This is a genomic window from Corynebacterium lipophilum (assembly GCF_024102595.1).
Classification (GTDB): Bacteria; Actinomycetota; Actinomycetes; order Mycobacteriales; family Mycobacteriaceae; genus Corynebacterium; species Corynebacterium pseudogenitalium.
Genome location: NZ_JAEUWV010000009.1, coordinates 26,751 through 50,642, shown reverse-complemented (window position 1 = coordinate 50,642; position 23,892 = coordinate 26,751). Strand labels below are relative to the sequence as shown.

General features: G+C 60.7%; 19 protein-coding genes and 1 pseudogene. 5 read left to right on the top strand and 15 right to left on the bottom strand.

Going from position 1 to position 23,892, the window contains the following annotated elements; all coding sequences use genetic code 11:
• Positions 1-20: 20 nt before the first annotated feature.
• The 3 genes from JMN37_RS07200 to JMN37_RS07190 form a co-directional block, all read right to left on the bottom strand.
• The gene (locus JMN37_RS07200; RefSeq protein ID WP_252931478.1) at positions 21-329 is read right to left on the bottom strand and encodes an urease subunit beta; all 309 of its coding nucleotides are present in this window, start codon (positions 327-329) and stop codon (positions 21-23) included.
• A gap of 13 nt (positions 330-342) precedes the next feature.
• Positions 343-645 (bottom strand): urease subunit gamma, encoded by a 303-nt coding sequence (locus tag JMN37_RS07195; protein ID WP_070362895.1) that lies wholly within the window; start codon positions 643-645, stop codon positions 343-345.
• A 133-nt stretch (positions 646-778) separates the two neighbouring features.
• Entirely contained in the window at positions 779-1,954 is a 1,176-nt protein-coding gene (locus JMN37_RS07190; RefSeq protein WP_070477000.1) for a DMT family transporter, read from the bottom strand.
• A gap of 443 nt (positions 1,955-2,397) precedes the next feature.
• Between JMN37_RS07190 and JMN37_RS07185 the strand changes: the two genes are divergently transcribed.
• Complete coding sequence (locus JMN37_RS07185) at positions 2,398-3,327, top strand: cation diffusion facilitator family transporter (protein WP_252931477.1); 930 nt, start codon at positions 2,398-2,400, stop codon at positions 3,325-3,327.
• Here the strand turns inward: JMN37_RS07185 and JMN37_RS07180 are convergent.
• Positions 3,324-3,689, bottom strand: coding sequence for a hypothetical protein (locus JMN37_RS07180; RefSeq protein ID WP_252931476.1), 366 nt, complete (start codon positions 3,687-3,689; stop codon positions 3,324-3,326). The genes JMN37_RS07185 and JMN37_RS07180 overlap by 4 nt on opposite strands.
• A 54-nt stretch (positions 3,690-3,743) precedes the next feature.
• Here JMN37_RS07180 and JMN37_RS07175 point away from each other — a divergent pair, with 54 nt between their 5' ends.
• From JMN37_RS07175 to JMN37_RS07165, 3 genes are read left to right on the top strand one after another with little or no spacing between them, the layout of a single operon-like run.
• Complete coding sequence (locus JMN37_RS07175) at positions 3,744-5,195, top strand: SLC13 family permease (protein WP_252931475.1); 1,452 nt, start codon at positions 3,744-3,746, stop codon at positions 5,193-5,195.
• Positions 5,196-7,106 carry an ATP-binding protein gene (locus JMN37_RS07170; RefSeq protein WP_252931474.1) on the top strand — a complete coding sequence of 637 codons (1,911 nt, stop codon included), beginning with the start codon at positions 5,196-5,198 and terminating at the stop codon, positions 7,104-7,106.
• Positions 7,081-7,560 carry a response regulator gene (locus JMN37_RS07165; RefSeq protein ID WP_252931473.1) on the top strand — a complete coding sequence of 160 codons (480 nt, stop codon included), beginning with the start codon at positions 7,081-7,083 and terminating at the stop codon, positions 7,558-7,560. The genes JMN37_RS07170 and JMN37_RS07165 overlap by 26 nt, the downstream gene beginning before the upstream one ends.
• On the opposite strand, the gene JMN37_RS07160 is transcribed toward JMN37_RS07165, so the two are convergent.
• From JMN37_RS07160 to JMN37_RS07120, 9 genes are all read right to left on the bottom strand, one after another.
• A complete protein-coding gene (locus JMN37_RS07160) occupies positions 7,557-8,339 on the bottom strand; it encodes an ABC transporter ATP-binding protein (RefSeq protein WP_070476951.1) in 783 nt (260 codons plus the stop codon). The genes JMN37_RS07165 and JMN37_RS07160 overlap by 4 nt on opposite strands.
• 4 nt (positions 8,340-8,343) lie before the next feature.
• Complete coding sequence (locus JMN37_RS07155; RefSeq protein WP_083433192.1) at positions 8,344-9,345, bottom strand: FecCD family ABC transporter permease; 1,002 nt, start codon at positions 9,343-9,345, stop codon at positions 8,344-8,346.
• On the bottom strand, positions 9,338-10,513 hold the full coding sequence (locus JMN37_RS07150) for an ABC transporter substrate-binding protein (RefSeq protein WP_252931472.1): 1,176 nt from the start codon (positions 10,511-10,513) through the stop codon (positions 9,338-9,340). The genes JMN37_RS07155 and JMN37_RS07150 overlap by 8 nt, the downstream gene beginning before the upstream one ends.
• A 157-nt stretch (positions 10,514-10,670) precedes the next feature.
• Positions 10,671-11,855: an acetylornithine transaminase gene (locus tag JMN37_RS07145; protein WP_252931471.1), complete on the bottom strand. Its 1,185-nt coding sequence runs from the start codon at positions 11,853-11,855 to the stop codon at positions 10,671-10,673.
• Positions 11,852-12,787 carry an acetylglutamate kinase gene (gene argB / locus JMN37_RS07140; RefSeq protein WP_252931470.1) on the bottom strand — a complete coding sequence of 312 codons (936 nt, stop codon included), beginning with the start codon at positions 12,785-12,787 and terminating at the stop codon, positions 11,852-11,854. The genes JMN37_RS07145 and argB overlap by 4 nt, the downstream gene beginning before the upstream one ends.
• Positions 12,788-12,796: 9 nt before the next feature.
• Entirely contained in the window at positions 12,797-13,957 is a 1,161-nt protein-coding gene (gene argJ, locus JMN37_RS07135) for a bifunctional glutamate N-acetyltransferase/amino-acid acetyltransferase ArgJ (protein ID WP_252931469.1), read from the bottom strand.
• A 59-nt stretch (positions 13,958-14,016) separates the two neighbouring features.
• Entirely contained in the window at positions 14,017-15,072 is a 1,056-nt protein-coding gene (argC, locus tag JMN37_RS07130; RefSeq protein ID WP_252931468.1) for an N-acetyl-gamma-glutamyl-phosphate reductase, read from the bottom strand.
• A gap of 153 nt (positions 15,073-15,225) precedes the next feature.
• Positions 15,226-16,572, bottom strand: coding sequence for an NADP-specific glutamate dehydrogenase (gdhA, locus tag JMN37_RS07125; protein ID WP_071572906.1), 1,347 nt, complete (start codon positions 16,570-16,572; stop codon positions 15,226-15,228).
• A 135-nt stretch (positions 16,573-16,707) separates the two neighbouring features.
• Positions 16,708-17,337, bottom strand: coding sequence for a LysE family translocator (locus JMN37_RS07120; protein ID WP_071572905.1), 630 nt, complete (start codon positions 17,335-17,337; stop codon positions 16,708-16,710).
• 182 nt (positions 17,338-17,519) lie between these two features.
• On the opposite strand from JMN37_RS07120, the gene JMN37_RS07115 reads away from it, so the two are divergent.
• Positions 17,520-18,263, top strand: a complete 744-nt coding sequence (locus tag JMN37_RS07115) for a hypothetical protein (protein WP_071572904.1) — start codon at positions 17,520-17,522, stop codon at positions 18,261-18,263.
• 1,437 nt (positions 18,264-19,700) lie between these two features.
• Here the strand turns inward: JMN37_RS07115 and JMN37_RS07110 are convergent.
• A pseudogene (locus JMN37_RS07110) lies at positions 19,701-22,544 on the bottom strand (DNA methyltransferase).
• A 96-nt stretch (positions 22,545-22,640) separates the two neighbouring features.
• Positions 22,641-23,891, bottom strand: coding sequence for an iron uptake transporter deferrochelatase/peroxidase subunit (efeB, locus tag JMN37_RS07105; protein ID WP_071572902.1), 1,251 nt, complete (start codon positions 23,889-23,891; stop codon positions 22,641-22,643).
• Between the last annotated feature and the right edge of the window lies 1 nt (position 23,892).

The following is a 23,892-nucleotide window of genomic DNA, read 5'->3' as shown; positions in this document are numbered from 1 at the left end:
TTAAAGGTTTCGTAATCCGTTTACTTGACTGGGCCGTTGACCTTGCCGTTGAAGCCGTGAACTTCGCGCTTGCCGCCGAAGTCGATCAGCTCAACAGTGCGGGAATCGCCTGGCTCGAGACGGGCTGCGGTGCCCGACGGGATGTCGAGGCGCTTGCCCATCGCAGCTTCACGGTCGAACTCGAGGGCGCTGTTTGCCTCTGCGAAGTGGAAGTGGGAACCGACCTGGATCGGGCGGTCGCCGGTGTTCTTCACCTCAAGCGTGATTGGCTCGCTGCCTTCGTTCAGGATGACCTTGCCTTCAGTGATGAAGTACTCGCCTGGAATCATGGATAGTCTCCTTTTATCGGATTGGGTTGTGGACAGTGACAAGCTTGGTGCCGTCAGGGAAGGTTGCCTCAACCTGAACGTCAGAGATCATCTCTGGAACGCCTTCCATGACATCGTCACGGGTAAGCACCTGGATGCCCTCGGACATCAGCTGCGCTACCGTCTTGCCATCGCGGGCGCCTTCCATGAGGTAATCCGTGATGAGGGCTACCGACTCTGGGTAGTTCAGCTTCACGCCGCGTTCCTTGCGGCGACGTGCCACATCAGCAGCAACCACGATGAGCAGCTTTTCCTGTTCGCGTTGGGTCAGCTTCATTTCTTCTCCTTGCTCGTTGACGATTGATATTCGATTATTTGCCGACGCCCCGTCTGTGCCTTCTGGAACAGACGGGGTTCAGTTTTCACTCATTGTGTGAAATTTTTTCGGTTCGCCCCGAACCTACTCCGAATTAGTGGTGATGGTGATGCTTCTTCGGGTTATCCGAGGCTTCTTCCGGTGAGTGTCCGGGCGCTAATCCCTCTCTGATGAGTTGTTCATCGAGTGAGTGGTCCGGATTCTCATGGTCGGTTTTCATCTTCGATTTTGTAAACATTGAGAACAGTCCGTTCTGGTATGCCACTGTACCCAGAATCAGGAAGATACCGATGATCTGGAGTACCGATGGGATCTCGCCGAACAGCGGAGCTGCAATGATGACGGAGGTCACCGGCGAGAGCAGCAGGATACCTGCGGACAGGGTCGGGTCGAGCCAAACCGTGCCGTACTGGACGAAGGTCCATGCCAGCGCCTGGCCGAGGATAGCCAAGCAGATCAGGTTGAACCAGTTCCAAGTGGTCAGCGCGTCACCGACGGTGTGCTCAGGATCAACCAGCGGGAGCTGGCCGTCGATCAGAACACCGTTCACGAAGTCGAATCCCTTACGCGGGGAGATGAAGAATGCCACGATTGTTGGCGGGACTGCCTGCGCCATCATCGTGTACATCATCGGTTGGACGTACAGGTCCTTACGTGCGGAGGTACCAGCCTTACGGGAGAGGTACAGGTAGAACGAGTAGCACACGCCCGAGGTCAGGCCGAAGATGGTACCCAGGGTTGCAGTCTTAATGCCGTAGATGGACTCCGGTCCACCAGATGCCTCAGAGGCCTCGAAGACGCCACCGGTCAGCATCACACCGACGGCCATGATCGGGACAAGGATCAGGAAGACCGGCGGAATCTTGTACTTATCAAAGACTGCCGTAAGCATCGGCACGATGATGACCTGCAGGTTCAGCAGAATTGCGGCAATGCCGGCGCCTACGTAGAAAATGGAGTAGTTCCAGCAGGTAAAGTCCACGCCCAGGAAGAGGCCGGAGGCAATGGAGAGCATGATGCCCTTCTTGCTCAGCGACGCCTTCTTGCGAATTTCCATAACACCGAACGGGATCAACACGAGGCAACCGATCACGACGCGCAGGAAGGCCTGCGTCGCTGGATCCATGTTTGTCGCCTTTACCCACAGCGGGGTGCCGGCAAGGAATGCTGTACCAAGCGCAAGGAACAAAACCGCCTTGCCGTGGCTCACTGGTTTGATTGGCGGACCCTTGATGTCCGCTGCCGTAGTGGCGCTAGAAGTATTTGACATGCCAAACACAATACATTCCGAAACACATTTCAGAATTCCCTAAGGCACTATTTGCATAACTTTCAAACTATTGCATATATAATCCCCCTCCGAGCGACTTTATAAAAGCCCCATTCATATTTTATACATTTCGACTACCCCCGTATTGGGGTGTGTTTAAACAGTACAAATGTACTGTCAGCTGCAGATTTCCCAAAAATGTCCCGAAAATTGGGCCAAAAATAGAAACCCTCTACCCCTTTATTGAATATCCGAGATTCGATGGTTCGATTGAATTACATACTGTTGTTTTTTCATTATTTTATAAATCAACATTCAAAAGTTTCCTGGGAGCTTTTTAAGGTCCAACTTTCAACCTTTCCCGGTTCGCCTGGTCCCATACCCCCTCCCCGACCGCACTGTTACCATATTGCAGGTCAGATATAGGGAGGCGGAAAGCAGACATGCCTTTGTCCGAAATCAATGCCGAACGTAAACAAGAGCAGCGGCTCCTCGAACGGTTTATGTGGCTCTCCATCACAGCGTCCGTCATCACCATTGCTTTGAAGATGGCAGCGGCCGGCATTACGGGATCAGTCGGTTTCCTCTCAGACGCCATCGAGTCCGTGATCAACCTGGTTGCTGCCCTCGTCGGCCTGTGGGCACTGAAGCTTTCCGCTAAGCCCGCGGATGAGAACCACAACTTCGGCCACGCCAAAGCAGAGTACTTTTCCGCACAGGTGGAAGGCTCCCTCATCTTGGTTGCATCGGTGGCCATTATCTATACGTCGGTACAACGCATCCTGCATCCACAGCCGGTTGAGCAGATCGGCATCGGTCTGGCGTTCTCTGTTGCTGCGACCGTGTTGAACCTCGCAGTCGGTGTCGCTTTGGTGCGCGCTGGGAAAAAGTACCGCTCTTCAACGCTGGATGCCGACGGCCACCACCTGCTTACTGACGTGTGGACCACGGTCGGCGTGATCATCGGCATCGCGGCTGTCTGGATTACGGGCTGGCAGCTGCTCGACCCGATCATCGCGCTGTGCGTCGGCTTCAACGTCCTGTTCACTGGCTACCGCCTGCTCAAAGGCGCCATTCTTGGGCTGCTCTCGGAAGCGCTACCGCAAGATGAGCTGGAGAAGCTGCACGGCTTCCTTAATAGCTACGTCGCCGAGCACGACGTCGAGTTCACGTCTGTGCGCACGGCTGCGTTTGGGCGGGATCGGCTCATCAGCCTCGTGGTGCAGGTACCCGGCGGCTGGACAGTGGCGTACTCCCACGAACACGCTGACGCCATCGAGGACGGCATCACCGAAGCCATCGGCGAATCGGAAACCATCGTGCACGTGGAGCCCGCGGGGTACCACACGCGCACAGGCCCGCTCTGGGCTTAAGACCCGTCTTCGGTTACGGACGCGTACTGTTCGCTGAGCTTGTCCGCCTCGGTGACGTAGAACATGGCGCGCTGCCCCATGGACTCGTCGCGCTTGTCGGTGCGGGCCTGCAGGTCTTCGATTTCGGACTCGGGAACGCCGATGCCACGCATCTCGTCCGTCTTTGACCAGATGGCAATGATGGCGTCTTCGAAGGCGGGCTCGTCCATCTCGCCTGGATCGGCATCGGGCTCGGCCTCTGCTTCCTGCGAAGCCGGTGCGGCGGGTGTTTGCTCGAATGGGAGGGGCTGGGTGGTGCACGAAGTGGCCGTCGATACGCAGGCGGCGGCGAGTGCTGCGACGAAAAGCTTTGAGTGTTTCATTCTGCTTATTCTAACCACCGAAATTCGCTGGTCATACGATTAAGATACAGAGGTATGGCTGTACAGCATGGAACGATTCCACCACCGGCGCTCCAGCAGCGCACCCCCTCCCTTTCGAAAAAGCAGTGGGCGGGCCTCATTCTTGGCGCCGTGCTCTTCGCGCTCCCCTTCTTTTTCAACATCCCTGGCCTCGAGGCGCCCGGCCAGCGGATGCTTTCTATTTTCCTGTTGGCGATTGTCTTCTGGATCCTCGAGCCGATCCCGCTGACCGCGACCGCGGTGCTAGTGATCTTCCTCGAGGTCATCCTGCTTTCGAAGGGCGCCATCGTTGACCCGACGGGTGGCGTCGAGGCACTGAAGGAGACGGTGCTGCCGGCGTCCGACTACTTTGCGGCGCTGGCGAACCCGGTGATCATCCTGTTCTTGGGCGGGTTCATGATTGCGCATGGCGCGGAGAAGTTCGGGCTGGACAAGAACCTGGCGGCGATCATGCTTCGGCCGTTCCCGGACAAGGCGCGGCTGACGGTGCTGGGGCTCATGCTGATTACCGCGCTGCTGAGCATGTTTATGTCGAATACGGCGACGACGGCCACGATGTTCGCGGTGGTCATCCCGATTCTGCGCACGCTGCCGCCGGGTAAGGTGCGCGCGGGTGTGGCGCTGTCGATTCCGCTAGCGGCGAACGTGGGCGGCATCGGTACTCCGGTAGGTACGCCGCCGAACGCGATCGCGATTGGTGCGCTGGCAGAATACGGCATCAAGGTGTCCTTCGTGCAGTGGATGCTGCTTGCCGTCCCGTTCATGCTGGTTGTGCTGGTGTTTGCGTGGCTGTTCCTGTGCGTCGCGTTCATCCCTTCGGAGACGCGGATCTCGATTGCAATGGATGCGTCCTGGGATACGTCGTCGAACGCGAAGCTGTTTTACGCCGTCGCGGGGCTGACGATTGCGCTGTGGATGAGCGAGCCACTTCACGGGATCTCCTCGAATATTGTCGGTTTCTTCCCCGTCGTCGCGCTGCTGAGCCTGAAAGTGATGAAGGGCAAGGACGTCCAGGCGCTGGACTGGCCTGTGTTGTGGCTGGTCTCCGGCGGTATTGCGCTGGGCACGGGCGTGGGTGCGACGGGGCTCGATGACTGGTTGGTCGGCTCCGTGAACTGGAAGGTGCTCGGCCCGATGATGATCCTGGCGCTACTGGGCCTGATCGGGTTTGCCATGGCGAACGTCATTTCCCACTCGGCGGCGGCGAACCTGCTGGTGCCACTGGCGGTCTCGCTGGCGATCACGCTGTCCGAGCCGAGCCCGATGCTCATCGCGGTGATTGTGGCAATCGCCTGCTCGCTGGGTATGGCGCTGCCGATCTCCACCCCGCCGAACGCGATTGCGTACGCCACGAAGGAGATCACCATCCCACAGATGGCGCAGGTCGGCCTGGTGGTGGGTACGGTGGCAACGCTGCTGCTGATCTTCGTGATGCCGTCAGTATGGACGCTGCTGGGGTTGCTGTAGATGATTCCACACTCAACAATCGCGGTCATCGGTGCGTCGGAGGCGTCGCGCACCGTCCAGAGCATCGTGCGCGACGCGTTCGGCGACACGCACACGGTGCTCACCTACCCGTCGCTGACGGACTTGCCGCGCACAGACGACCTCGCGCTCATTACTGTCACGGTGCACGAGCATGGGCTGACCAAGGACCACCCACTCGTCGCTTTTCTTGACGACGCCCACTACGAGCACACCCGCATCATTGTTTTGACCACCGCTCCTTCGGTGTCGGGCCTGGACCGGCTCAGCGAGCTGGGCAGGCTGGACATGCTGGTGTACACGCCGGAGATCCACGACGAGGCCCTGGCACGGAACCTGCAGCAGCAGCTCACCCGCTATTGGGCGTCGCGCTACCACGACAACCCCGAGCTGGCGTCGAAGTACGACCAGCCGGCGGCGCCGGCGCTGGACGTGGAGCTCAGCGACGAGGAGATCATCAAGCACATTATTGACGCCGCCGACCGGCACCTCGGGCGCCAGCCGCGCCTGGTCTTCCCTCCCGGGGTGAACCTGACCACGGAGGGCAAAGAGGTCGAGGAAGTCATCTTGACCATCTCGGGCGAGGTGGTGCTGCAGCGCAGCACGGACGCCGGGGATATTACGATGCACCGCGGATCGACGGGCCAGGTAATTGGCCTGTTGGCGCTAGCGGGCACGCGCATCGGGTTCTTCACCGCGCGAACCACGACGGAGGTCACGGCGGTGCAGCTGCCGATGGACCAACTCAACTACCTGCTCGACATCGCACCTGGCCTGGACCGCATGCTCGCCGTGCTGCTGGTGCGTTCCTACGACCGGCGCCTGCGCCGCTCCGAGGACATCCAGGTGCACCAGCACGAGATGACCGCGGAGCTGGAGCAGGAGCGGGCGCGGCTGAGCACCGCGCTTCGCAACCTGGAGGAGGCCCGCCGCGAGTTGATGAGCCAGGCCCGGTTCGCCTCGCTCGGCGAGCTGGCGGCGGGGGTCGCCCACGAGCTGAACAACCCGATGGCCGCGATTGAGCGCACGGCGGCGCATCTCGGAGAGGACGTCGATAAGCTGCTTGCGGCGAGCCCGAACCGGAAGTGGCGCGAGGGCGTGCTCAAGGCGTTTGAGCAGGCGAAACTGGCGCCCTCGGTGAGTACGAAGGAGGCGCGCAGGCTGCGGCGTGAGCTCACCGAGATCATCGGCGACCGCGCGCTTGCGCAGCGCTGGGTGCTCGCCGGGCTGCACGACGCCGCCTTTGCTAAGCAGGTGGCCCGCTCCCGCAGGCTCGACTTCGAAACCATCGAGCGCGCTGCGGCGATCGGCACTGGGGTGCGCAACCTCTCCACCGCGGCGACCCGCATCACGGAACTCGTGGCCTCGCTGCGCTCGTACGCGCGCCCTGACGGCGACCCCGTCACCGATGTCAATGTCCACGAAGGTATTGACGACACGCTGCGCCTCATCTCGCACCGGCTCGACCACGTCGAGGTCATCCGCGATTACGCGGAGCTGCCCAACATCACGTGCATGCCGGGCCAGCTGGCCCAGGTGTGGACGAACCTGCTGACCAACGCCGCCGAAGCGATGCAGGACACAGGCGTTGGCGGCACAATCACGATCCGCACGAGTACGCCCGAGCCGGGCTGGGTCGAAGTCGACGTTATCGACGACGGCCCCGGCATCCCCGGCGAGCGCCTCGAGCGGCTCTTCGAACCCCGCTTCACCACGAAGAACGGCCAGGTGCGCTTCGGGATGGGGATCGGTCTGAGTGTGTGCCGCAGCATCATCAATAAGCACCACGGAACTATCGCGCTGGAGTCCTCCCCTCGGGGCACCCAAGCCAGCGTTCGCCTACGTATCAACGGACCAAGGAGACACCATGAACCTCACCATTCTGATTCTTGAAGATGAAGCCGAAGTGCGCGCCGCCCTTGAGCGCGACCTCCTCCCCTTCGCGGACACCGTCCGCCTGGAGGTTGCCTCCAGCGCCAACGAGGCATGGGAAGTGATCGACGAGCTCAGCGACGACGGCGACCTCCTCGCGCTCGCGCTGTGTGATCACCGCATGCCCGGGACCACCGGCGTGGAGTTCCTTGTGCAGATGATGCAAGACCCACGCACCGCGGCGACCCGGAAGGTGCTGGTAACCGGGCAGGCGCAGCTCAAGGACACCGTGCACGCGGTGAACGAGGCGAACCTGGACTACTACATCGCTAAGCCGTGGGACGTCGAGAACCTGCACAGCGTAGTGCGTGACATGTTGACGGACTACGTGGAGGCGCTAGACATCGACCCGCTGCCCTACTTCGAGGTGCTGGACCAGCAGCGGGCGCTGAAGCTTACCCGCCACCGGGACTAATGGATGGAGGTTGGTGAGTGCTCGGGCGGGATCTTCGGGTGGTCTAACAGGTCGAACCCGAAGAGGATCCGGTCCTTGACTCCCGCCAGAATCGCCTCGACGGAGTAGACGTCGCGGAACGTTTGCTTCGTAAACACTTCGGCGGGTGAGCCTTCGGCATAGATCTTGCCTTCGTGGAGCACGATGATGTGGTCCGCGAAGCGCTCAATCAGGTCGATTTGGTGCAGGCTTACTACCGTTGTGATGTTTCGTTCAACCGTGAGCGCCTTGATTTGGTGCAGGATTCTGTACTGGTTTTCGATGTCGAGTGCGGACGTGGGCTCATCGAAAAGCAGGATGTCTGGCCGTTTGACCATGGCCTGCCCGATGAAGACTTTTTGGCGTTGGCCACCGGACAGGTTGCGGATGGCGACGTCGCGCAAGGGCTGCAACTCAAGCATGTCGAGCACCTCGTTGACGTCGTCGATGTCTTCCTGCGTGGTGCGGATGCCCAGCTTGGCAACTTTGCCGATCATCACCGTTTCAAACACGGTGAACGGTAGGTCGCCTTCCGTGTGCTGGTTCAGGTAAGAAATGTTACCGGTGGTTGTAATCTCGCCGGAGATCTTCTTGCCGCGCCCTTGGTTGTGTGAGCGGACAATCGACGTCATCAGCGTGGTCTTGCCAGCACCGTTGCGCCCCATCAGTACGGTGACCTCGCCGGGTTTGGCTTGGAAGCTGATGTTGTTGATGATCTGGCGCTCGCCATAATCGAACGAGAAGTTCTTGACGCGAATCATGCCGCTACACCGCCCTTTGACGGCGCTGGCTGGTAAGCGCGTAGACCAGGAACGGAATGCCGATGATGGAGCTGATGATGCCGATTGGCACCACAACCCCAGGGACGATCAGCTTCGAGAGTATAGAGGACACCAGCAGGATCATCGCGCCGAGGATCGCGGAGCTTGTCAGGTAGAAACGCTGGTCTTCGGAAACGAGGCGGCGTGCCAAGTGCGGCGCGGCCAGCCCGATGAACCCGATCTTTCCGCAGAAACTCACCGCGAGCGCGGTCAGAATCGAGGCCAAGACGAGGGAGAGGATCTTCACGCGCCCGACTTTGACGCCGAGCGCTTCCGCTCGTGCTTCACCGAACTTCAGCGCGGTCAGGTTCCACGCGTTGCGCAGCAGCACCGCGAAGACAACGACGAACGTCGAGAGCAGGATCCACGCCTGCGGATACGAGGCGCGGGTGAGCCCGCCCATCGTCCAGAAGACGATGTACGACAGGCTCTCTTCTGACGCGCGGTACTGGATCAGGGACAGGAAGGCGTCGAAGAGGAAGTTCAGCGCGATGCCCGCAAGCACGAGTGATGAGTTGCTCATCTCGATGTACTTGCCCACCGCGAAGATAACCAGCACGGAGACCAGCGCGAGCAGCAGCGCACCGCCGGTAACGAACACCATCGGCAGCGCCATCACAAAGACGATGGCTGCGCCAAGGCTCGCTGCCGAGGACACGCCAAGCGTGAACGGGCTAGCAAGCGGGTTATTCAGGATTGTCTGCATCACGGCGCCCGCCAACCCCAGGCTCATCCCCACCCCTACTGCCATGAGGGCAGCTGGCATGCGCATGCGGAAGAACGCAATGTGCTCAACCGAGTCAGGGTCTAGCACGGCGGAGAAGTTTGAGAGCTTGATGTCGGCGGGGCCGACGCAAAGATCCACCACGAAAAGGACGACGACCGCCAAAATGGCAAATGCGACCAGAAGTCCTTTCGGGAGGCTTTTTGTTGGTGCCTTACTCATACTTGATGAACCAGGTTCCCTCGTATGGGATCGGCATGTACTTATCGAAGTACTCCTTGATCAGCGCCTCTGGATCCAGGTCCGCAAACTCCTCCGGGTGGAAAAGCTTCGCCAGCTGCGCGTAGGAGTAGAAGTCGAGCATTTCGCGGGTCATCGGGTGCCCGATGGCGTAGAGCTCGTTGTTCTGGATCGCCTTGAGCTTGTCCCAGCCTTCGCGCTGGCGGAACGGCTCCATCGAGGCCAGCGCCTCCTCATTGGAGACGGAGAAGCCCATCTTGACCGAGTCCGGCTGGTTCGCCCACAGGGATCCTGAGAGCACGATCTTGTCCGGGTTGCTGACCAGGACCTGTTCCGCGGAGAGCGCCTCGGCGTCGTCCGCAGCCATGAAGTGCGTCGCGATGTTGTCCGCGCCGACGGCGTCCAGGATGGCGCCCCACATGATGCCGGCGCCGTAGGTGTTGCCGAATTCGGTCGGGCCGTTCGAGGTCGTCTCAAAGTAGACCGACGTGGTGTGGTCCAGCTTCGAAGCGCGCTCCTCGATGTCGCCGACGACGTCCTCGTAGAACTTCGTGATCTCGTCGACATTCTTCGTCAGCCCAGTGGCTTCAGCGATGATCTTGGTGGACTGAATATGGTTTTCCAGCTTTTGGCTGTGGTAATCGATGTAGATTACCGGGATGCCAGTCTGTTCAGCGATGACATCCATCTTTGCTTTCTGGCGAACCGGAGCAATGACTCCGTCGACACCCATCGTCAAAAGTTGTTCGGCGGAGACCTGATCCTTCGTCGCATCACCAATCTTCGGGATATCAGCAAGCTCCGGGTTCGCCTCAAGCAAAAGGTCCCACAGGTCCTGTCGGTTGGACTCGAGGCCCTTATCCATCGCAGCGATCTTAGACGTGTAGTTGTCCCGGTCAAGGGCCGCCATCGTCAAAAGCGGCCCGCCAGAACCAGAAAGCTGAATGGCTGCGTGCTCGAGTGGCTTCTCCAGCTGAATCGTGTTCCCGGTGATGTCCGTGATGGTCACTGCATGCGAGGCGTCTGCGGCAGTCTGGCTCGTTTCCGAGGCAGGCTCGTTGTCCGCAGGGCTGCTGCATCCAGTCACTGTCCACATCATCGCGGCACAGAGCACTACAGCTGGGAGGGATTTCTTCGCGGAGAAGGCCATGATTATCGACTTTCACTGTGGTTTGGTTGCACCGATTCCGAGCAAGGAATGTGAAGGCGCAAGGGTGGATGGCTCCACCCAACTAGCAAATGTTCAATTAATAAATTGAACAACCAAATTACAGCACATGTGAAAGCGATACGTCAAGCCTGTCAATTTATTGTGAGACCTCTTCTGAGGCCTCCGCAATCGCGGCCGCGAGGCGCTGAGCCGCCTGCGCGATCTCCTCGTCGCTGATCACCAGCGGCGGCGTCAGGCGGATCACGTCATCCGCCGGCGCGTTGAGGATCACGCCGTGCTCAAGGCCAAGCTTGACGACGCGCTTCGCCACCGGCCGCTCCAGCACCACGCCGAGCATGAGCCCACGCCCACGAACTGCCTTGACACCCGGGATCTTCGAGGCGGCGTCGTAAAGCACCTGACCTTTGCGACGCACCTCCTCGAGGAAAGCGTCGTCGATGGTGGCCAGCACTGCCGTGGCCGCCGCGCACGAGACGGGGTTGCCGCCGAACGTGGTGCCGTGGCTGCCCGGCGTAAATAGCTTCGCTGCCTCGCCGCGGGCTATGGTCGCGCCGATTGGCATGCCGCCGCCGAGGCCCTTGGCCATGGTGATCACGTCCGGGAGCACGCCCTCGTGCTGGAAGGCGAAGAAGTCGCCGGTGCGGCCGACGCCGGTCTGTACCTCGTCGGCGATGAAGAGGATGCCGTGCTTATCGCACAGCTCGCGCACTTGGGTGAGGAAACCCTCCGGGGCTGGGATGATGCCGGTCTCGCCCTGGATGGGCTCCATGATGATGGCCGCGGTGTCCGAAGGGTTCTGTTCCACGAGTGCGGTGAGCGCCTCAATGTCGCCGTAGGGGTAGAACTCCACGCCGGCGGGCAGGGGCTCGAACGGCTTTTGCTTGTCGGGCTGGCCGGTCATGGCGAGCGCGCCCATGGTGCGGCCGTGGAAGCCGTGCTGCGCTGCGAGGATGCGGCGGCGGCCGGTCAGGCGCGCGAGTTTGAACGCGGCCTCGTTGGCCTCGGTGCCGGAGTTGCCGAAGTAGACGCGGGCGGTGTCGTCCGCGACGTGCTCGCGGAGTGCCTCGGCGACCTTGACCACGGGTGCGGAGCCGAACAGGTTCGAGACGTGGCCGAGCGTCGATAGCTGGTTGGTGACCGCCTCGACCACTGCCGGATGCGCATGGCCGAGCGCGTTGACCGCGATGCCGGCCAGCATGTCGATGTACTGCTTGCCATCCGCGTCGGTCACGGTGGAACCGGAACCTTCGACGAGCTCGATTGGCGGAACCGGGTAGTTATCTAAAAGCGCGCCCGCCCAACGCTGCGTGAAGTCCTTCATGCGTCATCCTTTCTAAAAATGGTGCCGTCCGGGTACTGGGAACGGTCGTAATCATCTGGCAGAACCATGGTGCCCACACCGCCCATCGTGAGCAGCTCAAGCAGGACGGAGTGTGCGACGCGCCCGTCGATGACGTGGGCGGCTTTCACCCCACCCCGCACCGCGGTCAGGCACGCCTCCATCTTGGGGATCATCCCCGAGTCCAATGCTGGCAGCATCTGCTCGAGATCCCCGGCCTCGATCTTAGACAGCAGCGAATCCCTATTCGGCCAGTCTGTGTAGAGGCCCTCCACGTTGGTGAGCACCACGAGGCGCTCCGCGCCGATCGCCGCGGCGAGCGCGCCCGCGGCCTCGTCGGCGTTGATGTTGTACACCTCGCCGTTCTCTCCCGGCGCGATGCCGGAGACCACCGGGATGCGGCCGGCCTCGATGATGTCCATGACGGCGGCGGGGTTCACGTCGGTGATCGTGCCGACGAGCCCGATGTCGCGGGTTTCGCCGTCGACGTCGACGGTACGGCGCTTCGCGGTGAACAGCCCGGCGTCCTCGCCGGAGGTGCCCACTGCGTACGGCCCGTGGGAGTTGATCTTGCCCAGCAGGTCGCGCCCGACCTGGCCGAAGAGCACCATTCGCACCACGTCCAGGATCTCGGGTGTGGTGACGCGGAAGCCACCGACAAACTCGCCACCGTCGAGGCCGAGGCGGGAGAGCATCGCGCTGATCTGTGGGCCACCGCCGTGGACGACGACGGGCTTCGCGCCGACGGTGCGCAGGAAGACCATGTCGGCGGCGAATGCGGCCTTGAGGTCCTCGTCGATCATGGCGTTGCCGCCGTACTTGACCACGACGATTTTGTCGCGGTAGTGCTGCAGCCATGGCAGTGCCTCTGCCAGGACGGTTGCCCGCTGCTCGCTGCTGAGATTCGGTAACACGGATGCCTCCTAGCTGCTGTATGCGGAGTTGATTTCGACGTAGGCGTGCGACAGGTCGGTGGTGCGCACGGTGGCGCTGCCCTGCCCGCCGGTGCCGAGGTTGACGACGACCTCGATGTCCGCACCGCTTAAGTCCACGTCGCGCGCGCCCGGCGCGCCGGCGGACTGCTCGCACACGGTGTGCCCGTTGAAGGTGACTGAGATGTTTTCGGCGTCCATCTCGGCGTCTGCCATGCCGACGGCGGCGAGTACGCGGCCCCAGTTCGGGTCGGAGCCGAACATTGCGGTCTTGACCAGGTTGTCGCGCCCGATGGCCCGTGCTGCGTTGAGTGCTTGGGCGTCGTCGGTTGCGCCTTCGACGGTGATGGCCACGCGTTTGGTTACGCCTTCGGCGTCGGATTGCATCATGGCGGCGAGCTGTGAGCAGGCGTCCTGCATCGCGGCGTCGAGTTCCTCTTGTGTCGGCGTGGCGCCGCTTGCGCCGCTGGCCATGGCGATGACGGTGTCGTTGGTGGAGGTGGAGCCGTCGATATCGAGGGTGTTGAAGGTGGTGGCGACGGCGCTCTCGAGCGCGGTCTGCAGCGCCTGGCTTGTCACGTCGGCGTCGGTGGTGATGCACACGAGCATCGTGGCAAGCGAGGGCGCCATCATGCCCGCGCCTTTGCCCATTCCGCCGAGCGTCCAACCGTCGCCTTCGACGACGACCTCTTTCGCGACCGTATCCGTGGTTTTGATTGCGACGGCGGCGTCCGCGCCATGGTCGCCGAGTTGCTTCACGACGACCCCGATACCGCTTTCTACCTTGTCCATCGGCAGCACGTCACCGATGATGCCTGTGGAGCACACCGCGATGTGCGAGGCGTCCGCCCCGATGCCTGCGGCGGTCAGCTGCTGCATTGCCTTGGCGTCTTCCACGCCCTGCGCGCCGGTGCAGGCGTTGGCGTTGCCGGAGTTAAACACGACGGCTTGGAGCGCGCCGCCTTTGATTACCTCGCGGCTGACCTTGACCGGGGCTGCGAACACCTTGTTGCGGGTAAATACGGCTGCGGCCGCTTGCTTGGGCCCTTCGTTGACCACGACGGCCATGTCCGGCTTGCCGGATGTCTTGATGCCGGCCGAGGTTGCGGCGGCGCTGAATCCTTTGGGGGCGGTAACACCAGTAGTGCTCATGATGAAATGTCCTTTACGGTCCTGTACGAGAAGAAGTGGAGGTGGAATAGGGCTGGCGGTTACGGGGCCACCCCGGCTCGCGAGAGTCCCGCGGTCTCTTCGAGCCCGAGTGCGAGGTTCATGCACTGCACGGCACCGCCGCCGGTGCCTTTGGTGAGGTTATCGATGGCGCTGGTGACTACCAGCTTCTTGGCCGCCTCATCCACTTCCACTTGCACGTGGCACATGTTTGAGCCAACCACGTGCTGCGTCTGCGGCTGCTGCCCTGCCGGGAGCAGGGTGACGAACGCTTCGCCCGCGTAGGCGGCTTCGTAGGCCGCGCGGGCAGTCGCAGCGTCCACGCCCCGGGTAAGCGGCGCCACCACGGTGGTGAGGATGCCGCGCGGCAGCGGCGCGAGCACCGGCGTGAAGCTGATGCCGACCGGAGACTGCGCTACTTCCTGCAGGTTCTGCTGGATCTCCGGGGTGTGCCGGTGGGTGCCGCCAGCGCTGTAGGCCTTCAGCGAACCCATCGTTTCCGCGCCCAGCATGGCAACGCTCGCCTTCTTGCCTGCGCCGGACACGCCGGTGACGGAGACGATAGTCAGGTCCGGTGCAACCAGGCCGGATGCCACCGCGGGCCATGCCACGAGGGTCGCGCCCGTAGGGAAGCATCCTGGCACCGCGATCCGCGTGGCAGCCGCAATCTGCTCGCGGTGGCCGGGCAGCTCCGGCAGGCCGTACGGCCAGGACCCGGCGTGCTCGGAGCCGTAGTAGTGCTGCCAGGCATCGGCGCTGCGCAGGCGGAAGTCCGCAGCACAGTCGATGACCGTGACCTCTGGCGGCAGCGTCGCGCCGATCTTCGCGGAGTGCCCGTGCGGCAAGCCGAGGAAGACGACGTCGTGGCCCGCGAGCACCTCTACCGTGGTGGGTTCGATGACGCGGTCGGCGAGCTCGGGCAGGTGTGGCATGAGCTCCGCTACCGAGGCGCCCGCGTTGGAGGCTCCGGTGAGCGCACCGATCTCGAGCTCGCCCGCGAGGTATGCCGGGTGGCCGAGCAGCAGGCGGAGGATCTCGCCGCCGGCGTACCCGGTAGCGCCCGCGACTGCTACTTTCAACACTTTTTGCTCTGACATACACGGCAGTGTAACAGCTATGCGGCCCGGTGTATGTTATTCAGGAAAACTTCTTTCTTCCTACCCTCGGAAACACGTCTGCCCACTACCGAAACGGAATCGGCAGTGGGCAGTGAACGCGTATTTTATGCCACTAGGACATAATCATGCAGGTTAGATGACGCCCTGCGCCAGCATCGCGTCAGCGACCTTCTTGAAGCCCGCGATGTTCGCGCCGGCAACGTAGTCGCCCTCCATGTCGTACTCCTTGGCGGTCGAATCGACCGTCTTGAAGATGTTCGACATGATTTCGTGCAGGCGCTGGTCGGTGTACTCGAAGGACCAGGAGTCCCGCGAGGCGTTCTGCTGCATCTCCAGCGCGGAGGTGGCCACGCCACCGGCGTTGGCCGCCTTGCCCGGCGCGAACGCGATCCCCTTCTGCTGGAAGTAGTGGGCAGCCGCAGGGGTGCACGGCATGTTTGCGCCCTCGGCGACGTAGCGCACACCGTTGTCCACGAGGAGTTTGGCGTCGTCACCATCGAGCTCGTTCTGGGTGGCGCACGGCAGGGCAACATCCGCCTGGACCTCCCACACGTTGCCGTCCCGGTGGTACTCGACGCCCTCCCCGGCCTCAGCCGCGTAGGTGGAGATACGCCCACGGCGCACTTCCTTGACGTCCTTGAGCAGTTCGATGTCCACACCGTTCGGGGTGGTGACGTAGCCGGAGGAGTCCGACATGGCAACCACCACGCCACCGAGCTGCTGCACCTTCTCAGCAGCGTAGATAGCCACGTTGCCGGAGCCGGACACGATAACCTTGGAGCCCTCGAAGGTCTCGCCATGCGTCTGCATCATCTCGGAGGCGAGGTAGACCAGGCCGTAGCCGGTTGCCTCGGTGCGAACGAGGGAGCCGCCCCACTTCAGGCCCTTGCCGGTGATCACGCCGGACTCGTGGCTGTTTTCCAGGCGGCGGTACTGGCCAAAGAGGTAGCCGATCTCGCGGGCGCCAACGCCGATGTCACCGGCTGGCACGTCGCGGTATTCGCCGATGTGGGTGTGCAGCTCCGTCATGAAGGACTGGCAGAAGCGCATGATCTCGGCGTCGGACTTGCCCTTCGGATCGAAGTCGGAGCCACCCTTCGCGCCGCCGATTGGCAGGCCGGTCAGGGAGTTCTTGAAGATCTGCTCGAAGCCCAGGAACTTGATAATGCCCAGGTTCACGCTCGGGTGGAACCGCAGCCCGCCCTTGTATGGACCGAGCGCGGAGTTGAACTGTACGCGGAAGCCGCGGTTGACCTGGATTTGCCCGTTGTCATCGACCCATGGGACGCGGAACACAAGCTGGCGCTCTGGCTCGCAAAGACGCTCGATGAGTCCGTAGTCAGCGTAGTGAGGATCCTTATTGAGGACGATCTTGAGGGAGTCAAGCACTTCCGCGAGCGCCTGGTGGAACTCCGGCTCCCCCGCGTTCCTCATCTGCAATTTGCCGTAATAGTCAGAGATCTGCTGATCGATAGACATGTGAATCCTTTCTTCGTGGCGCCCCTTCCGTGGCGAGCACTATATTGACTGGACCCCTGTTAGTTTTCCCTCATTGCAAAAGCGTCGCAGGAAAAAATCCACCAAATTTTTGCGACATAAGTCACATTTTCTGCGCTAATTCGCCAGCGTTTCCACGAAGTAGAACAGCCCGATGCCCAGGAAAATGATCCCCGGCAGGTACTGCAGGCCCGGGATGTTGCGCAGCTGCGTCCGCGCCGCCACCTGAATCAGCACGGACATCGCACTAAACACCAGCAGCGTCACCCCCAGCAGCAGCCCCAGCATGCTGAGCTTTTCCGCCAGCCCATCGTAGCGGCTCATCAACGGGGTGAAGAAGGAGGTGAAGAACACCAGCGCCTTCGGGTTCGAGATGTTGGTGACGTATCCCAGCCGCACCGAGGCACCCGCCGTGCGCGCAGCCACGCTCGCCACTTCTTGCTCTTCAGTACTTTTCGACGCCCCCTTCGCCCGCCTCACGCTCCCCCACAGACCAAACGCGCCGAGCAGCATCAGCGCCACTGACCCCGCCAGCGGCAGTACCACCGACAGCGCGGGCACGACGTGCAGGATCGCCTCAATCCCGAGCAGCGCGAGTATCGACCACGTTGCCACTCCAAGCATCGCCCCGAGCGCAGTCCAAAACCCCGCCCGCTGCCCGTAGCGTGACGTCTGCGTGCCGATCGCCACAATGTCCGGCCCCGGAATCGCCATCACCGTTGCCCAGGTGAGCACGTCTACGAACACGGGCGGACCTCCTCCGTATCGGGCCGATGATTTCAGTAGGAGCAAGGATATGCGTTGTTTGTGGCGTCCGGGAGCGATTCTGAACTCGAACGTATCTGCGACTGTGAGCGAGCTTGCCCACCGACGTGTCGAACTCGTTCGGTACATTGCAGCAACACCAACAACACCGAAGGAGTCCAATCATGACAACGCCCACAGCGCGGTTCCACGGCTACCCGAAACGCCCCGTCCCCGATATTTTCGGCGGCTCCGACTGGGACCTCCCGATGACCGACCGAGATAGCGACTCTATCTTTTTCCTCGTGGAGTACCTGAAAATCACCGACCCGGAGAACGCGAACGAGCCGACGGCCTACACAATGCTCCGCGAGCTTAAGGACGAACACCGCGCAATGGAAAAGGGAGTATTTGACCGGCTTCGCGAGACACCAGGCATCCAGGAGGAGAAGGACCAGGCGTTTTACCGGGTGATGTTCCAGTTCCGCCAGTACCAAGCCGGGCAGCTCGTGGCCAAAGCCCTGGAGGCCACGGACGAGAACCCGTACAAGGTGGTCGGGATGATGCGCTACCACCACCCATCTATAGAATGCGCCTGGGTTGTCGACGCCGTCATGAAAACCACCGTGGAGGAAGCACTAAAGACGCTCGGGAGGGACCACAGCCCGCAGGCCGTCGAGGAACTCTGGTTGGAGCTCAACGAGGAGGCGGACCTGTTCGCGAAAACGAAGAAGGTACTACGCCTGGCCGGGTGGGCGAAGGACATCGCCGACATCCCGCGCAGCAGCGAGGCGATGAAACAGATCTTCCTACAGGACCAGCGCGAGGCCGCCTGGACCGTGATTGACCAGCACCTGACAGAGCCCATCAACGCACTCATGGACCAGCAGGAAGAGGAAGACCCTTGGGCGGTGGACTGGGACAGCTAGGTGTTGTCCCCTGCTTGTTCACTGGCTATCTTCGCGTAGTTAGCGAAGAGCAGCTCCTGGCGCTGACGCTCGTTCGCAACTTTGCGAATAACGGCCACATGGCGCCTGGGTGATCCGCTACCGGATACTCACCACGCGGCTTAAGGGACATTTTGTGTGTATAAATCTATCTGGTTTCCTGGGATGACCTCGGACAACAACCAGATATGGTTTTCAAAACAGTTCCATTCGCCCGTTTCGAGAAACCAACACCAAATGACGTCTGGTGTGTGGTATGGAGTCTGCGGGTAGCGCAGGGACCCCAGCGAGACCGAGGGCTCTAGGGGGGCTAGAACCAGCCGCCTGTGCGTTGGGTGGTCGCAAATAGCCAGGGGGACGAGCAAAGCCCTTGACGTGCACGATTCTGGTCGCATCGAGGTATCGGGTGTTCCGGTCGACCTCATTGCGTCGACCAACCCAGGTCAGCGCGATTTGGATGGTTTTGGGGCTATTTTGCCGATTTTGCGCTGACCTGCGTTGGTAAACCGGAGTAGGTCGACGGGAGTAGGCCGACGGGCCGAAAGAATTCGATACCGGCATTGACCATCAGTGGAACCCCAGCTTAGGAGTGAGAAAAGGGTGAGCTGGACGGAGCTAAACACACACAAAATGTCCCTTATCGCGACACGCCGTGTTTACACACAAAATGTCCCTTAAGCCCACCACGCCGCTACCATTTCAGAATTCTAAACACCTGCAGCTGCGCTGTCATCGATGTGCATGACCGCTGGCCAATCAGTCCGATCCGCTGCTCGTGGCCCAGCCAATCCTTCGGCATCGAAGCATGCCGCCACAGATAATGAAAGGCCCCGGTCATTTGTGCATTTCCCTCATGGGAAAGAGGCTTAACCAGGGATCTATCGGTGCCCACTCTACAGGGCCTCTTCCAACAAATACAAAGCTACTGCTGTCGGAGGTCCGCTTCGAAACCCCAGTGTAAGCGTGAGAAAAGGGCGGCTGAACGCGGTTAGTCACACACAAAATGTCCCTTAAGCCAATTCTTTGCGATTGAAAATCAGGTCGCGCCCCCATTTGATTTGTTATGCAAAAGCCCCTCTCGCATTTGAGCTTGCAACGCATAGGCTTGGAGAGGGTATCTCTTGGCTCGGAGTATATACATCTCCAAAGCTTTAGAGCAATTTTTTGCCCTAGCAATTCTCGGGACGAGGTCAGAGTGAGCTGTCTGAGGTGCCCTGATACGAAATCATCCGTCGGCAAAACCGACCTGGCCCGAGCGTTACTTAACGTTGCAGCATTCGCGATTCTCCATTCCAGGAGCACACCGACCGTAGTCGTTTGCTTGGCACGACTATGTTCGACAAAGGAAATAGACTACCGCTCGAACAAGGTCGGTTGGACCGTTCGCATTTTTCGATTGCTCCTTCCTCGTCCTGTCGCTTATTTGGTCATCTTCCCGTAGTTAGCGAAGAGCAACTCTTGGCGTTGACGCTCGTTCGCAAGTTTGCGAGGTGCCCCAAATGCCTTGTCGACTTCCTTATCCAACGCGTCGTGCGCCTTGAGCAGCGCCGGGTCCATCGCGAGCGGGTTGTAGTGTTCCGCCAGCGAACGCTCCGGGTGCAACTCACGGGCGGCCAGCACTTTCTTGCCCGCGTCGATGATCCGCTGGCGAGTTTTCTCGTTTAGCTCGGGGACGGGGAACGTGTTCCAGGTCAGCGTGTTTGCAAACCGCAGGCGAGACTCTAAGCGCCCGCCGACGGTGCGTTGCCACGTAATGAACATCGACGACGAAATGAGCGCAAACGCGAAACCGGTGGGATCATCAACCATGAACGCAAGGTTGCTCGCAACAACGTCGCCCGAGACTTGCTGCGCTGTAAAGAAAGGGCGCGTTTCACTCACAACTGACGGTACGCAAAGGTATTCACCGGTAGGTTTACGGACTTCCGCGAACCTATATGGAACCGCGGCAAGCTGGCGTGTAGCCGCTTTCTTACTCTTCTGGCGAAATGCCTTAACTGCTTCTACTCGAGCGCGTAACTGCTTCGAACGCGTTACGTCAGACGGGTTAAAGTCGTCGTCTGCCATCCAGAGACACCAACGGTCGATTCCGCGGACCAATTCGCGTGACCCTTTAAAAGGACGCAAGTATTTCTTCGCGATAGCGTCCGCTTCGATAGTTTCTAGCTCATTTACTTCGACGATGAGATTGCCACTATCTACAGGTTTTGATCCAAACACCGCAGGCACTATCTCTGTAGAAAGGGGTTTGCTTCGCTTAGAGACGAGCACGTTTGGCCCATCGATCAGATAGGCGTTGATTCCCCGGTCAATTCGTTGCTCTACGCCTTCGCCTTGCGTGTCCGGATAGTCCCACAACCGCTGTTTCGCTCCGCGATCGCGAGTGAATCCAACAATGACACAGTGCACAGCCGCCTTACCTGGAGCTTCGGAGTCCCATGCGAATGTGCGGTGTGCGAACTTGATCCGCCACCCTTCCCAAATCAACGGTCCGAATAGTGCTGGGACTGGTTGGCCTTGGGTGATCGAGTTGGTAGTGACGTATGCGAACTCACCTTGACGTTCGGCGAGTAGTGTTTTGGCTTGGGCGTGCCAGCCGGTGACGTAGTCCAGGTAGCCGTCGTAGTCTTTGCCCCACACGTGTTTCATGTCGGCAGTTTGTTCTTTGGTCTTCGTGTACTGCCCGATGAATGGTGGATTGCCGAACACGTAGGTTTGCCCGGTGGTTTCTGGTAGGACGTTGCGCCAGTCCACCGCGAGCGCGTTACCGTGCGTGATGTGCGCGGTGATGCTGATCGGTAGGCGCTCCGGTGCGAGTCCTACTCGGTCGGCGAGTTCACGGTTCGCCTGGTGGTCTACGAGGAACATTGCGGTCTCGGCGATGCGGGCTGGCCACCAGTTCAGCTCGATGCCGTAGAACTGTCCGATGGAAAGCTTCTGTTCCCACGTGATATCCAGTGACATCGCGGTGTTGCCTTCGCGTTCGCGGATCGCAACGATGACGTCGGTTTCGATCTTGCGTAGTTCGCGGTAGGCGACGATGAGAAAGTTTCCGGAGCCACATGCGGGGTCCATGAATACGTGCGTGGCCAGGCTGTCGCGGAACTCGCGAAGCTTCTTCACACTGGTCGACTTCGAGTTGATGAGACGGTCGGCTTCTTCGCGGAGCTCGTCGAGAAATAGCGGGCCGAGCGTCTTCAAGATGTTCTTCTCGGACGTGTAGTGCTCACCGTCGTCGCGACGCGCCTCCTTCGACTTCACAAGCTGGAAGAGTGAGCCGAAAATTGCCGGGGAGATGTTGGTCCACTGGAAACGGCAGGCGACCAGGATCGCGTCGCGCATCTCCGGGGTGAAGAACTACGTCGGCATCATGGTTTCAAACAACGCGCCATTGACGTACGGGAACGCGGCCATGGAGTCAGGGACGCGTCGGCGGCGCTCCTCCGGAGTGTTGAGGACCTCGAACAGACCGGCAAGCTGCGTGCCGAGGTTCTCACTGTTGGTGTGCTCAAGAATGAAACGATAAAACAGGTCCTGTTCCCACAGCCCTGCATCATCACCGAACAGCAGGAACAACAGGCGCGTGAGGAACATGGAGGTTTCCTGCACCGCGAGCTCCTCGTCTTGCATGTAGGTGGGGGCTGCGTCGCCAACTTCTTCGTCGACGTCGTCACCGACCATCGCGGTAAACAGGTTCGCCATGATTTTCGACGCCGCGATCGAAGCCTGGGTCTGCTCAACGTGCGTGAGCTTGTCCTCGTAGCCCGCCAGGAATTTGAGTTCGTCGACGTGGTCCGTGATTTCTTCGAGCGGGAACTCGATGTTGAATCGAGTCTCTGGGTCGCCGAGGCGCATGAGTCGGATGCGGTAGAAGTCGGTGGCGATGATGTAGCGGGGTTGTTCGGCGTCGTTGACGGTGCCACCGAGGAGGTAGTCGCGGGCTTGGTCGATCGCTACTTGCAGGTCGACGCCCGGTTTCTTCGCCTCACCGATAACCACGCCCGGCCAGAAGAGGTCAATGTAGCCGCGCTGCCCACTCGACGCTCGCTTCGCGTCCTGTTCGAACAGGTCCATGCGGGAGGCGGTGATGCCGAAGCATGCGAGGAGTTCCGCCCAATACGACTGCGCGTACTTGCGTTCCAGTGCGCCCTCGTCGAGCGAGCGCCACCCGTCGAGGCGTTCGTTCCAACGGTGTTTGAAGCCGTCGAGGTTGCGGCGCATGGTGGCGCGATCAAGGCGCGGAGCAGTTGTCACAGAACTCATACAGGTAGCTTAACGGAGGCGTCCGACATGCGAGCGGGCGATCGTCGAAAAGAAGCGCGGGCCGAGAAGATCCCGGTCCCGCGCTCCAGCGTGGTGCTAGGCGAACATGCCCTCGCCAACAAAGCCAGTATCACCTACACCTGGCGGGATGAGGTATGTACCGGTTTTGGTGGTCTTGAGATATTCCTGGAGCATCTCGTCACGCGACATCGACTGGTGTACCTTGGCGAACCGATCAACGGTGCGTGTAAACGCAATGAAGAACAGGCCTGCGTCGAGGCGCCCCTGCTCGTTCGACCCATCAACGTAGTTGAACGCTCGGCGCAGGATGCGGATGCCATCGTTCTGGTCGGGGTGCACGTTGAACACGTGGGAGGCATGGTCGATAACAGGGCGGCCGCGTTCATTGGTGGCGGCAAAATCCGGTTCGTCGAACTCATCAGTGCCAGTGAGCGGCGCACCTTCGACCTTGTCACGCCCCGTGACGCGCTCCTGCTCCTTCAACTGAAGCGTGTCCCACACCTCAATGTTCATGGCGATACGCCGCGCTGTCAGGTACGACCCACCCGCAGCCCAAGGCTGCGAAGAGTCCGCCGGAATCCACACGTGCTCATCCAACGCTTCGGTGTCCTCTGCTCGGATGTTCCTAGTGCCGTCTTTCTGCCCGAAGAGGTTGCGTGGAGTCGGTTCTTCACGGGTGGTCACGGCGGCCTTACCAAAGCCAATCTGTGTCCAACGCAGCACTGCATCTGGCACGGCCAGACGCGTCAGATTGCGTATGGCGTGGGTGGCAACCTGGGGGTCGTTCGCGCATGCCTGGATGCAGATGTCGCCGTCGGACTGCTCACGGTTCAGGAAGTCGTTCGTCATAGGCGGCATCGCGGTGAACTCATCTGGCAGCTTGTCAGCTAAACCAAACTGGTCACGAAATAGGCTTCGGCCGAAGCCAATCGTGATGGTCAAAGCGGAAGGTCCCAAATCAAACGCTTCGCCAGAATCGTCAGGTGGGAAATCCTCACCGCCACCGAATGCGCCTTTCGCGCTCACCTCACCACCGAGCGTCAATCGCCGTGCAGCATTCGTCCAGCGCTGCAGGAGGTCGATGAGGTCCTCGCGGGAGGCCTTCTTGTCCATGTCGAACGCCGCGAAGTGGAGGCTGTTTTGCATCGGGCTGACAATCCCAGCTTGGTGCTCGCCAGCGAAGTCGATGATCAGCTGGTTGTTCGTGCCGTCGGCGTTATCGCTCGCATCCTCACGAGATTCATCCCGCGAACAAGCAGCGGCGACGGCACCGGCAGCACCCAGGCCGCCGAATGTTAAAAACGTGCGTCGGTCAAACCCAGTCATG